The sequence below is a fragment of the Francisella frigiditurris genome (genome assembly GCF_001880225.1).
GTDB classification, from domain to species: domain Bacteria; phylum Pseudomonadota; class Gammaproteobacteria; order Francisellales; family Francisellaceae; genus Francisella; species Francisella frigiditurris.
In genome coordinates, this window is sequence record NZ_CP009654.1 from 418066 (window position 1) to 430691 (window position 12626).

A 12626-nucleotide genomic window follows, 5' to 3' on the forward strand; every position below is an offset into this window, starting at 1 on the left:
AAAATGGTGCCTAGAATATAGCTATAAGTATTATAAAATAAAGGTTTTAAAAGGGTTCTAATTTTACTAAGAAAAAAGCAAAAGAAATGGAGTTCAGAGGTATAAATGTAACTTCTGTAACAAGATATTTAGCTCAAATAGAAGACCTAAAAAACTACTGGAAATATTATTTTATAAATTTGTTTTTATGTTCTACCCCAAATAGTCAAACAATATTTTCAGCAATCTAATTCCTACTCTATGCGGCTAATTTTCTATTCAAATTATCATAATACACATCAATAGGCTTTTTATATTGAAGTGACTCATGAAATATTTGCGACAGAATCGGATATAAGGTAGCTAAAGAAAATCCATCACTAGTTAAAGCGATTGTGGCAATAGAGACTACAGAATGTCCTTCCAATAATAAAGGTGGAAATAGTCCTTTAGGGAATATACCTTTTTTGGGTATATGGGGAGATCATATATATGAACGAGGAGAAGAAGGTAATCATCCAGCTCGATTAAAATCTTGTAAAGAAATGGTTAAAGCTATAAAAAAAGAAGGTAAAGTTCCTGCCGAATTGATATATCTTCCGGAAGATTTAGAGATGTATGGTAACTCTCATATTATGATGCAAGATAGTAATAACGAAGAAATAGCTAATATAATATCTTCTTGGTTAAAAAATAATATTAAATAAAAAGATTATTTTAAAACCTATAAACAAAAAAATATTTTGTCATTGGCAAAATATAAGCCACAAAGTTCAACAAAAAGTCTAAAAATGTTTTTTAAGCTATAAAAAATTGCTAATCTTTAATTACTAATCTTTTTGTTTACTTATTTATATATGCTTAATAAAACTATAAAAATGCCTGAGGCTTTGGTAATACTTTTTTTCTGGCTTTAATGGTTGTTGTTGCTAGTTATCTCGTACCGGTTGGAAAATTTGATGTTAAAGAAATATCCTACATATCTGATGGAAATACTTTGATAAAGAAAGTACTTGTAGCTAATAGTTTTCAATTTAAACTGGATGAAAGTAATAAACCAGAAACAGATCCTATAAAAATATTTACAACTGGAGATAATGATTCTCATGGTTTTACAAACTTTGTTTGTAATGGTTTAACTGCTGGATCACATACGGGAGGAGCTATAAGTATAATAATGATAATTATAGCTGTTGCTATAAATTATCATTAGCTTAAATAATAAGATTGTATTTTTACCTCTAAAAGGAGATTTGTCATGAAAAAGATTATCTTTATTTTAACAGTATTAGTTATGAGTATTGGTTTTGCTAACGCTGAAAAAATAAGTGTGAATGCTGTTAATCAAAAGATTAAAAGTGTTTGTATTATGGTTAATCCATCAGTAACAGTAGCTAATTTTGTACAAGAGACGCAGAGTGTTTTAGAAAGTAAAAATATTAAGGTTTATTTACAAAATTCAGAAAATAAAACTTATAATTGCCAAGCATCACTAAAGTATGATGCACATAGAAAATGGTGGGGAATAACTTATTTATCAGACGTTAATTATACTTTATATGAAACTGATAATAAGCAGTTATTAGGTACAGCTGATTTTGTTATTACTTCTGGTTACGATTTAAGTAAGTATCACGCAAAAGTTAAAGATGTAGTTCCTAAACTTTTGGATAAAATGATACCAACGATAAATAATTAAAATGACAGATTTACAAAAGAAAATAAGCTTTATAGAAGAAACTGATAAGCTGAAAGGTGTATATCGTAGAGCTTTAATAAAATGTGATAATAATCGTAGAGAAAACACGGCCGAACATAGTTGGCAAGTAACATTAATGGCAGTAGTTTTACAAGATTATGCTAATAAGAGCATAGATATAACAAAAGTTATGAAAATGCTCTTAATTCATGACATTGTTGAAATATATGCTGGAGATACCTTTGCATTTGATAGCCATGCTATATTGGCAGAACAAAATGCTAAAGAACTAGAAGCATTGGAAAAAATATTTTCATTTTTACCTGATGAAGATGCAAAAATGTATAAAAACCTTTGGTTAGAGTTTGAAGAAAATAAAACAGCTGAAGCAAAGTTTTCTAAAGCTATAGAGCGAGTTGCGCCCCTATTTCAAAATATGCAAAATAATGGTGGCAGCTGGACAGCTTATGGAGAGATTCCAAAAGAGAAAGTTTTAAAAAGAAATGAAGGGTTAAAAGAAATAGCTCCTAAACTTTGGGAGTATGTTGTTGAGCAAGTTAATATAGCAGTATCTAGAGGCTGGCTGATTTAGAATATAAAATAAGAACATATAAGTTAAACATTCAAAGTATTTTGCTTTAAAATATTCCTATAAGTTATTTTTATTTATTTAAAACATGGAAACGATTTTAGCTAAAATAGTTGAAGCAAAAAGAAAGTGGGTTTTTGAGAAAAAAAGAAAATTTCCACTAGATATTTTTAAAAATGAAGTAAAAAAAGCCAATAAAGATTTTTATGAAGCTTTAAAATCTGATAAAGCTATATTTATTCTTGAATGTAAAAAAGGTTCTCCATCTAAAGGTCTTATACGTAAGAAATTTGATTTAAAAGAGATAGCATCAGTATATAAAAACTATGCTAATGCGATATCTGTGTTAACAGATGAAGAGTTTTTTATGGGAAGCTTTGCAAATATAGGAATAGTAAAAAACTTGGTAGATCAACCCATTCTTTGTAAAGATTTTTTTATAGATGAGTATCAGGTTTATTTAGCTAGATACTATCAAGCAGATGCTATTTTACTTATGCTTTCCGTTCTTGGTGATGAAGAGTATAAGGCTCTTGCAAAAGTTGCTCGTAGATTAGATATGGGAATACTTACTGAAGTGAGCACCGAAGATGAGTTACAAAGAGCTATTAGATTAAAGGCTAGGGTTATAGGTATAAATAACCGTAATTTGAGAGACTTATCTGTAGATCTCAATACAACTAAATTATTAGCACCAAAAATTCCTAAAGATACAATAGTTATATCCGAGTCAGGAATATATAAAAATCAGCAAGTTAGAGACTTAAGAGAGCATGCAAACGGCTTCTTGATAGGAAGCTCTTTAATGGCAGAGAAAAATCTCGAATTAGCTATTAGAAAGATAGTTTATGGTTTTAATAAAGTTTGCGGCCTTACTTCTGTAGAAAATGCTCAAAAAGCGTATGATGCTGGAGCTGTATACGGAGGATTGATTTTTGTAGAGAGCTCTCCAAGATATGTAAATTTTGACATGGCAAAAACAATAGTTAGAGGTGTAAAGCTAAGTTACGTTGGAGTTTTTAAAGACGAGGATTTAGATAAAGTTGTTGATTATTCCTATGGCTTAAAACTCAGCGCTATTCAGTTGCATGGAAATGAATCGCAGGAATATATAGATAAGTTAAGATCTAAAATTCATAAAAACTGTCAAATATGGAAAGCTTATGGAATAGACAAACATCTACCAGAGTTTTTAGAAAATGTTGATTATCATGTTTTAGATACTAAAGTTGGTGATCAAATTGGAGGGTCTGGAAAAAGCTTTGATTGGGGCTTAATAAAGGATAAAAAAAATATTGTTTTAGCTGGTGGTTTGAGTTCTAAAAATATAGCAGAAGCTATAAAACTAGAATGTTCTGCATTGGATATAAACTCTAGTGTAGAGTCCAAGCCTGGAGAAAAAGATGAGAAAAAACTAAAAGAAGTTTTTGATATTATTAAAAATTATTAAATAGGATAAGTGTTTACATGGTTAATTATGTTATAGCCTTTTTTGTGGCGACAATTATATACCTAATAGTTATTGGATATGTTAAGAATTTATTTCCTATTAGTAAGTTTCTAAAACTCGTAATTTATATATGTATTTCTACAGTATCCTTGCCTGCTGTAAATTATGTTATGCAATACTTTGGTGGAAGTAATACTGAGTATACAAGTGAAGAATTTTCTAATGATCAACCACAAACTATTATTGTCGAAAGAGATGGCACAATAGTTGATGAGTAATATTTTAAAAAACTAATAAAGATATAAATTCTTAAGAAGAATTATCCAACAATACTTATGTCAACTGATGGACGTAGTGTTGAACATACAGCTAAAGCTGCATGTACTGGGTGATTAGCAAATTTTTCAAAAGGAGCGCCTGCACCAGCTTTTTGGTTAATGCATGGGATAGCTTGTTGCATTAGGTTATAGTCAAATCTAGGTGCCCACTTACGTGAACCAAGTCTAGCTGTTGTTGAGCAGTTATCAACCATGAAAGCAACGCCTTTGTAGTGCATGTATGGGTTTAGTGAATCAACAGCTTCTATAATAGACTCATTTACGATCTCAGAGTAAGCATGCCCTTTTTGAGCTAAAACGTCAGATTGAGCCATTATACAAGCAATATAGACACCAGCTGTGATTGGATCAATAGGAGTTTTATGGTTAGCGCGCTCTGCTCTTACTTTTTCACCAACTTTCCATAATTCAGTTTTATCAATTTTGCCCATAGGTAAACGATCATGACGAGCACCAGCCATTACAACTGAACGAATCTCGTTACCGCTTTCAACATCTTCATAACACTCTATTAGGATGTCAAATAAAGGAGTGTATGCAGCGTTATAAGCATTTTCAAACTTTTGTTTATCTTCAGCTGTTTCTAAGCTGTCATAAACTTTTTTCATACCTTGAGTTGATATGATTTTAGATATAGGTCCAGTGATAGCTTCAGCTGTACGACGGAAAGCTTCTTCTTTATCCATACCATTCTCTGTAAAGTAGCGATAAAGAACTTCAATAATTCCATGTACACCACCTAGTAAAACTCCTCTTTCACCGAAGATATCTGAACGATATTCCATTTCCATAGTTGTTGGGAATACAAATGGAGCACCACAAGCTATAGCCCATGCTAAAGCTTGCTCAGTTGCTTTACCATTTACATCTTGGTAAACACCAATGCTACTATTAATACCAGCACCATTTACTGTTTTACCTTGCTCATATAAACGACGAACTGAAGGCCCCATACCTTTAGGACACATTGCGATGATATTTATATCTTTTCTAATTTTATAGTTAATGCTTTCAACAAAACCAATTAAGAAGCCATGAGAGAAACCTAATGTTGCACCAGGCTTAACAGCTTCGAAAATTTTATCGTAAAGTTTAGCTTGAGCAGCATCTGAGATTAATATGATTGCCATATCAGACTCTCTTAATACTTCAAACATTTCTCCAAGAGTACCATTTGCTTTAGTAAAGCCAGCAGCTTCAGCTTCTTTTTCTGAGCTTGAACCAGAACGTAGGCCAACTTTAACTTTAATACCCATTCCTTCTAAAGAGTCACGTAAGTTCTGTGCTTGAGCAGGTCCTTGAGATCCCCAACCAATTACACCGATTTGTTTAATACCTTCAAATGCTTGAGGTAATTTTTCAAATAAATGACGACCGCCTGCAACGATAGTTTCGTTATGTCCGCCTAAATTATATTCTTTAACTTCAAAAATTTTGCTTTGGATTTTCATAATATTCTCCGATAATTCGTTTTTATTTTTTAATTAAATTGAACCAAGTGTATTTTTACATAGATTACTATTTGAAATAAAGTGAAATATTTGCAATTATATATTGCATATTTTGCAATAATGTAATTAAACATGATTGATAAAAGAGAACTACTATCATTTAAAATTTTGGCAGAGACTTTGCATTTTGGAAAAGCGAGTGAAAAATGTTTTTTAACTCCATCTGCTTTAACCCGTCTCATTCAAAGGATTGAGCAGGAGCTTGGAACAATATTATTTGAAAGAGATAATCGAAATATTAGATTAACGGATGCTGGTAAAATCTACTATGAATTTGCTAAAGAGGTATTACAAAAATATGAGGATCTGAGCTGTATATTACATCCTGAAAAAGGCCAAATAACTGGAGATATTCGTTTGTATTGTACAGTAACTGCATCATATGTGGTTTTACCTGATATTATTCGAAAATTACACATCAGTTATCCAGGAATAAAAATTCAGCTGACTACTGGATCAATAAAAAATTGTACAAGTCAGCTTGAGGAGGATACGGCAGATGCGATTATTGCAATTCTTTCAAAAGATATTCCAAATAATTTTTGTGTTAAGGAAGTAGTAGCTACAAAAATGGTGATGATAGCACCGGCCTCGAATAAAATTAAAAACTTAAAACAAGCAATTAATGATTTGCCTTTTATTAGACCGGCACATTATATTGGTAATAGTAATTTAGATAAGTGGTTTTTAAAGCAAAACATAACGCCAGAAATATATAGTGATGTTGATGGCAATGAAGCTATATTGTCACTAGTATCAGCAGGGATAGGTATTTCTATATTACCTGAAGTAGTGCTCAAACATAGTCATTTATCTAAATTTGTCAATGTAATCAAAGCCGATGGGTTACCAGAGTTATCAATAGGGATAGTTATGAGAAGAGGTGCTTTAACTTCTCCTGTTAAAAGAATGTTTTGGGAACTTTGTGCAAGTTTGGACATGATTAAAGCTTAAAAATAACCCTCTTTACTTTAAAAGATGTTGTGTTTATTTGTTAATACAGTTTTTAATTGGATTATTTAGATATAAAATTAATACTCAAGTTATATGAGAATTAGATAATTTAAAAAAGGTTTTGTAATGGGAAAGTTAAATCCTTATTTTGGCGAGTTTGGAGGTCAATTTGTACCACAAATATTAGTGCCGGCTTTAGAACAGTTAGAGCAAGAGTTTATAAAGTCTCAAAGTGATGAGAACTTTAAAAAAGAATTTACAGAGCTACTACAAGAGTATGCAGGACGTCCAACTCCTTTGACATTAACGAAAAATATAGTTAAAGGGACAAAAACAAAACTTTATCTGAAAAGAGAAGATCTTCTGCATGGAGGGGCTCATAAAACCAATCAAGTTTTAGGTCAGGCACTACTTGCTAAAAGAATGGGTAAAAAAGAAATAATTGCTGAAACTGGTGCTGGTCAGCATGGTGTTGCTACTGCTATAGCTTGTGCCCTATTAGATCTAAAATGTAGAGTTTACATGGGTGCTAAAGATGTAGAAAGACAAAGCCCAAATGTTTTTAGAATGAAATTAATGGGTGCTGAAGTTATCCCTGTGCATTCTGGTTCAGCAACTCTAAAAGATGCTTGCAATGAGGCTTTAAGAGATTGGTCTGCTAACTATAATAATGCTCATTACTTATTAGGTACAGCTGCTGGGCCTCACCCTTTTCCTACAATTGTTAGAGAATTTCAAAAAATGATAGGTGAAGAAGCTAGGAAACAAGTACTTAAAAAAGAAAACAGATTGCCTGATGCAGTTATTGCGTGTGTTGGCGGTGGTTCAAATGCTATAGGAATGTTTGCTGATTTTATAGATGAGAAATCTGTAAGGTTAATAGGCGTTGAGCCAGCTGGGAAAGGTATAGAAACAGGAGAGCATGGAGCACCTCTTAAACATGGTAGAGTTGGAATATTTTTTGGAATGAAATCCCCTTTGATGCAGAATAAAGATGGTCAAATAGAAGAATCTTATTCAATTTCTGCAGGCTTAGATTTTCCTTCTGTGGGACCTCAGCATGCTTATTTAAACTCTATTGGTAGAGCTGAATATGTTTCTATAACAGATGATGAGGCTTTAGATGCTTTCCAGCTTTTATGCAAAAAAGAAGGAATTCTACCTGCATTGGAATCTGCTCATGCTTTATCGTATGGATTAAAAATGGCTTTTGAGAATCCTGAAAAAGAACAAATAATTATAGTCAATTTATCTGGTCGTGGGGATAAAGATATTTTTACAGTACATAAGATTCTAGAACAAAAAGGAGTTATATAAATGGATAGATATAAAAAACTTTTTGATAGTCTAGAGGCTAAAAATGAAGGCGCTTTTGTACCATTTGTAACTATTGGAGATCCTAATAAACAAGAATCTTTAGCAATAATAGATACATTAGTACAAGCAGGAGCAGATGCTTTAGAACTAGGTATTCCATTTTCTGATCCATTAGCGGATGGTCCAACTATACAAGAGGCTAATATTAGAGCATTAAATAGTCACATAACTCCATGTGACTGTTTTGAGATTATTTCAGATATTAGAAAAAAATATCCAAACATTCCAATCGGCTTATTGCTGTATGCGAACTTGGTTTACTCTAATGGCATAGAAAATTTTTATAAAAAATGTGTAGATGCGGGTGTTGATTCAATACTTATAGCAGATGTGCCTTTACATGAATCTAAACCATTTTTAGAGGTTGCTAATAAAACAGGAATTAAACAAATATTTATAGCGCCACCAGATGCATCTATAGAATTATTAAAACAAATATCAGAGCTTGGCAGTGGTTATACTTATCTTTTATCAAGAGTTGGAGTTACTGGTGCAGAAACAGCAGCAAACATGCCAGTAGAAGAGGTATTGTCTAAGTTAAAAGAGTTTAATGCTCCTAAACCGATATTGGGTTTTGGTATTTCTAAACCTGAGCAAGTGAAAGAAGCTATTAAGGCAGGAGCATCAGGAGCTATTTCTGGGTCAGCAACAGTAAAAATAATACAAAATAATGTTGTAGTAAATAATACTCAAAAAATGCTTTCTGAATTAAGCGCTTTTGTTAAAGAAATGAAATCAGCTACTAGACTTTGAAAGCTTAACGTTGAGAAAAGTGTAAATATTACTTACGTGTGTTTTTAGCTATTTCTCTAAGATAATCATTCATTTTGAAAAGAACCATAAGTATTTCACAAAAAACTTTAGCAAAAATAACACCAAAAATAATTTCTAAAATACCTAAAATAAAACTAGTAGAGAAAATAGTTGCTAAGCCTACAAAGCATACGCCTACAATACTTAACCAAAATATTGCAACGATAATAGTTGGAGTAAGAAAGCTCTCAAAGCTAATAAATTTCTTTAAAAAATTAACTACTGAATTTTCGTTTGCTTGTGTTGTTTCATTCATTCTATATTTCCTTATATATTGATAATGTTTTAAATTAAAATATTATTTTGATGATAATTTGTAATTAATGATTGTGCAACTATTACAAAATCAAAATGAGAACAAATATGTTTTAAAGAATAGGATTTCTAACTGATATTAGCTATTTAGCTTGAAAAATGTTTATAACTATTAAAATACTCTTTTTATAAGTCATATAAATTATGTATTATTGAATCATGTAGATAATTTTATCTATTTTACTTTAATCATAAATAGTAATTAACGGGTAGGTTTATTATGGCTTTAAAAGTAGTAATTTCTCACAAGACTCAATATAAGTATGATAGAAAAGTTGCATTATCTCCTCATATAATAAGGTTAAGACCTGCTCCTCATAGTAGGACTCCTATTGAGGCGTATTCTCTTAAAATCAAACCAGAAAACCATTTTCTTAACTGGCAACAAGATCCTTTTGGGAATTATTTAGCTAGGTTGGTTTTTCCTGAGAGGACGGATGAGTTTAGTATTGATGTTGAAATTATTGCAGACATGATTACCATCAACCCTTTTGATTTCTTCGTAGAGGATGGAGCTAAAGAGTATCCTTTCCAATATAAGAAAGATCTAAAAAAAGAGCTAGCACCATATTTAGAAAAAGAAGAAGATTCTAAGGAGTTACAAGACTTTGTAGCATCAATAGATACATCGAAAAAATCAATAATAGACTTTTTAGTAGAAATTAATCAAAAAGTTTATAGTTCTCTTAACTATACTGTTAGGCTTGAGCCTGGGGTACAAACTCCTAAAGAAACTTTAGATAAAAAACTTGGTAGTTGTAGAGACTTTGCTTGGTTATTTGTACAAGTATTAAGACACCTTGGTTTAGCTTCAAGATTTGTTTCAGGGTACTTAGTGCAACTAAAGGCAGATGTAGAGTCGTTAGATGGCCCTAATGGCCCAGAAGCAGATTTTACAGACTTACATGCATGGACAGAGGTTTATGTTCCAGGTGCGGGCTGGATCGGTTTAGATGCTACTAGTGGACTTTTTGCTGGTGAGGGGCATATTCCTCTTGCTTGTACTCCTCACTACAATAGTGCACATGCTATCGAGGGGGCTACAGACAGATGTGAAACAGAATTTTTCTATGAAAATAAAGTAACAAGAATTTTTGAGTCACCAAGAGTAACAAAACCTTACACAGAAGAACAGTGGGAAGGTATTTATAATCTAGGCTTTAAAGTAGATAGAGATTTGGTTGAAAATGATGTTCGCCTAACTATGGGTGGAGAGCCTACTTTTGTATCCATAGATGATATGGAATCAGCTCAATGGAATACAGCTGCGGATGGTCCACATAAAAGAGAATTGGCTAATAAGCTAGCTAGAAAGCTATTAGCATCTACAACAAATGGTGGACTATTACATCATGCTCAAGGTAAATGGTATCCAGGAGAGCCTATCCCTAGATGGCAAACTACAGTTTACTGGAGAAAAGATGGTAGTCCAGTATGGAAAGATCCTGACTTATTAGCAGATATGAATAAAACATATCCATATAAAGCTTCAGATGCTAAGAAGTTCCTATCAACTCTTTCTCTAGTTTTAGGAGTGAGTGATAAAAATATAATTCCAGCTTTTGAAGATCCTATTTACTACATAATGAAAGAAGCAGAGCTTCCTATAGATGTAGATCCAATGAAGTATAATTTAAAAGATCCTTTAGAAAGACGTACTATTGCTGAAAAACTTAGCCTTGGTTTAGGTGAGGAAGTTGGTTATGCTCTACCATTAGATTTTGGAAAAACAAAATGGATTAGTTCTAAATGGGAATTTAGAAGAGGAAACCTATTCTTATTAGCAGGTAATTCTCCTCTAGGATTTAGACTACCTTTAGATTCGTTGACTCTTAAACCACATGTGGAAATAGAGAAATCTTTTGAAACAGATTTGTTTGCGTCACATCCTAATCTTGGAGACTATATAACACCAGTTGAACAGAGAGCAAAAGATATTAGCTCTAAGACTACACCACATAATAGTTATAGTGCTTTCGTTAGAACGGCAATCTCTACAGAAATTAGAGATAAGAAACTTTGTATTTTCTTACCTCCTATCAAAGATACAGAGGTGTTTTTAGACCTTATAGCATCTATTGAGACAACAGCTAAAAAATTAAATATGGCAGTTATTATAGAAGGCTATGAACCACCTCAAGATAATAGAACAGATAGAATAAAAGTAACTCCAGATCCAGGTGTTATAGAAGTAAATATTCAGCCAGCACACTCTTGGAAAGAGCTAAGTGATAACATCTTAGGTTTATATGAAGATGCTAGACAATGTAGGCTTGGTACAGAGAAGTTTACTATAGATGGTCGACACACTGGTACTGGTGGAGGAAATCATGTAACAATTGGTGCAGCAGAACCAAGTGATTCACCATTATTAAGAAGACCTAATCTTCTTAGAAGTTTAATAACTTTCTGGCAACATCATCCTGGTTTATCTTATTTGTTTAGTGGAGCATTTATTGGTCCTACTTCTCAAGCTCCAAGGGTTGATGAAGGAAGATTAGAAAACCTATATGAGTTAGAAATAGCATTTTCACAAATACCTGAAGATGAAGAAGTTCCATTTTGGTTAGTAGATAGATTATTTAGGCATATGCTGACTGATATTACAGGAAATACTCATAGAAGTGAGTTTTGTATAGATAAACTTTACTCTCCAGATAGTAGTTCAGGAAGATTGGGTATTTTAGAGCTTAGAGCTTTTGATATGCCTCCTCATTCACAGATGGCTCTTTTACAAATGCTATTGGTTAGAGCGTTAGTATCTTGTTTTTGGAAAAAACCATATAAGCATAATCTAGTGCGTTGGGGAACAAGATTACATGATAGATTCTTATTAGAATATTATGTAAAAGAAGATATAAAAGAGGTTGTACAATTTTTAAATGATGAAGGTTATGAGTTTAAACTAGAGTGGTTTAATCCATTCTTTGAATTTAGATTCCCTCTTTATGGTATGACCACTATAAATAATGTTCATTGTGAAATAAGAGCTGCTATAGAGCCATGGCATGTATTAGGTGAAGAATCTAGCTCTCAAGGAACTGCTAGATATGTAGACTCTTCTGTTGAAAGGTTACAGTTGAAGTTAGAAAACTTTGATGAAGAAAGATATGTGGTAGCTTGTAACGGTGTTCAGATTCCTTTAACAAGAACGAATGTTGAGGGTGAGTATATTAGTGGAGTAAGATATAAAGCTTGGCAGCCATGGTCAGCATTACATCCAACTATAGGTGTAGATACTCCTTTAACTTTCGATATAATCGATAAGTGGAATAATAGGTCTATTGGTGGCTTTAACTACTTTGTCTCTCATCCGGGTGGAAGAAGTTATGATACATTCCCTGTTAACTCTTATGAGGCTGAATCTCGTAGAATTAATAGATACTGGGATTTCAATCATTCTCAGGGAGATATTGTTAATCATGATCCTATTGTATCAGCTACAGATAACACTACCTTCTCTAATGAAACAAAAAGAGTTTTAGTTAATAAAAATGGTGGGTCTAAGCAGTTTAAATATCATGCGATGCCTAAAAATAAAGAGTATCCATTTACTTTAGACTTAAGACAAAGATGGGTAAGAAATCCTTAAGACTTTTAC

The 12626-nt window shown here is 32.3% G+C and carries 12 protein-coding genes; 10 read left to right on the plus strand and 2 right to left on the minus strand.

Translation table 11 applies throughout. From position 1 onward, the window contains the following. Positions 1-374 precede the first annotated feature (374 nt). The 6 genes from KX01_RS02155 to KX01_RS02180 all read left to right on the plus strand — a co-directional run bounded on the left by KX01_RS02155 (position 375) and on the right by KX01_RS02180 (position 3995). On the plus strand, positions 375-686 hold the full coding sequence (locus tag KX01_RS02155) for an alpha/beta hydrolase family protein (protein ID WP_071663425.1): 312 nt from the start codon (positions 375-377) through the stop codon (positions 684-686). 209 nt (positions 687-895) lie between these two features. Beyond that, entirely contained in the window at positions 896-1192 is a 297-nt protein-coding gene (locus KX01_RS02160; RefSeq protein WP_071663426.1) for a hypothetical protein, read from the plus strand. A 45-nt stretch (positions 1193-1237) separates the two neighbouring features. Continuing rightward, a complete protein-coding gene (locus tag KX01_RS02165) occupies positions 1238-1678 on the plus strand; it encodes a hypothetical protein (protein ID WP_071663427.1) in 441 nt (146 codons plus the stop codon). Between the two features lies 1 nt (position 1679). Then, positions 1680-2270, plus strand: a complete 591-nt coding sequence (locus tag KX01_RS02170) for an HD domain-containing protein (protein ID WP_071663428.1) — start codon at positions 1680-1682, stop codon at positions 2268-2270. An 85-nt stretch (positions 2271-2355) separates the two neighbouring features. Continuing rightward, complete coding sequence (gene trpCF / locus KX01_RS02175) at positions 2356-3717, plus strand: bifunctional indole-3-glycerol-phosphate synthase TrpC/phosphoribosylanthranilate isomerase TrpF (protein ID WP_071663429.1); 1362 nt, start codon at positions 2356-2358, stop codon at positions 3715-3717. 17 nt (positions 3718-3734) lie between these two features. Beyond that, complete coding sequence (locus tag KX01_RS02180) at positions 3735-3995, plus strand: hypothetical protein (RefSeq protein ID WP_071663430.1); 261 nt, start codon at positions 3735-3737, stop codon at positions 3993-3995. Between the two features lie 41 nt (positions 3996-4036). Here the strand turns inward: KX01_RS02180 and KX01_RS02185 are convergent, their stop codons facing one another. Further along, positions 4037-5506 (minus strand): ketol-acid reductoisomerase, encoded by a 1470-nt coding sequence (locus tag KX01_RS02185; protein WP_198021102.1) that lies wholly within the window; start codon positions 5504-5506, stop codon positions 4037-4039. A gap of 132 nt (positions 5507-5638) precedes the next feature. Between KX01_RS02185 and ilvY the strand changes: the two genes are divergently transcribed. The 3 genes from ilvY (at position 5639) to trpA (ending at position 8650) form a co-directional block, all read left to right on the plus strand. After that, a complete protein-coding gene (gene ilvY, locus KX01_RS02190) occupies positions 5639-6520 on the plus strand; it encodes an HTH-type transcriptional activator IlvY (protein WP_071663432.1) in 882 nt (293 codons plus the stop codon). 126 nt (positions 6521-6646) lie between these two features. Next, positions 6647-7837, plus strand: coding sequence for a tryptophan synthase subunit beta (gene trpB / locus KX01_RS02195; RefSeq protein WP_071663433.1), 1191 nt, complete (start codon positions 6647-6649; stop codon positions 7835-7837). Further along, positions 7838-8650, plus strand: a complete 813-nt coding sequence (gene trpA / locus KX01_RS02200) for a tryptophan synthase subunit alpha (protein ID WP_071663434.1) — start codon at positions 7838-7840, stop codon at positions 8648-8650. It abuts the gene before it with no gap. Positions 8651-8678: 28 nt separating this feature from the next. On the opposite strand, the gene KX01_RS02205 is transcribed toward trpA, so the two are convergent. Then, positions 8679-8966: a DUF4282 domain-containing protein gene (locus tag KX01_RS02205; protein WP_071663435.1), complete on the minus strand. Its 288-nt coding sequence runs from the start codon at positions 8964-8966 to the stop codon at positions 8679-8681. Positions 8967-9245: 279 nt separating this feature from the next. Here KX01_RS02205 and KX01_RS02210 point away from each other — a divergent pair, with 279 nt between their 5' ends. After that, a complete protein-coding gene (locus tag KX01_RS02210) occupies positions 9246-12617 on the plus strand; it encodes a transglutaminase family protein (protein ID WP_071663436.1) in 3372 nt (1123 codons plus the stop codon). Positions 12618-12626 lie beyond the last annotated feature (9 nt).

Bases quoted from the DNA above. Each gene is read 5' to 3' on its own strand.
- trpB (WP_071663433.1), top strand. From the start codon at position 6,647: ATGGGAAAGTTAAATCCTTATTTTGGCGAGTTTGGAGGTCAATTTGTA.
- trpCF (WP_071663429.1), top strand. From the start codon at position 2,356: ATGGAAACGATTTTAGCTAAAATAGTTGAAGCAAAAAGAAAGTGGGTT.
- KX01_RS02165 (WP_071663427.1), top strand. From the start codon at position 1,238: ATGAAAAAGATTATCTTTATTTTAACAGTATTAGTTATGAGTATTGGT.
- KX01_RS02205 (WP_071663435.1), bottom strand. From the start codon at position 8,966: ATGAATGAAACAACACAAGCAAACGAAAATTCAGTAGTTAATTTTTTA.
- KX01_RS02210 (WP_071663436.1), top strand. From the start codon at position 9,246: ATGGCTTTAAAAGTAGTAATTTCTCACAAGACTCAATATAAGTATGAT.
- trpA (WP_071663434.1), top strand. From the start codon at position 7,838: ATGGATAGATATAAAAAACTTTTTGATAGTCTAGAGGCTAAAAATGAA.
- KX01_RS02185 (WP_198021102.1), bottom strand. From the start codon at position 5,506: ATGAAAATCCAAAGCAAAATTTTTGAAGTTAAAGAATATAATTTAGGC.
- KX01_RS02180 (WP_071663430.1), top strand. From the start codon at position 3,735: ATGGTTAATTATGTTATAGCCTTTTTTGTGGCGACAATTATATACCTA.
- KX01_RS02160 (WP_071663426.1), top strand. From the start codon at position 896: ATGGTTGTTGTTGCTAGTTATCTCGTACCGGTTGGAAAATTTGATGTT.
- ilvY (WP_071663432.1), top strand. From the start codon at position 5,639: ATGATTGATAAAAGAGAACTACTATCATTTAAAATTTTGGCAGAGACT.
- KX01_RS02170 (WP_071663428.1), top strand. From the start codon at position 1,680: ATGACAGATTTACAAAAGAAAATAAGCTTTATAGAAGAAACTGATAAG.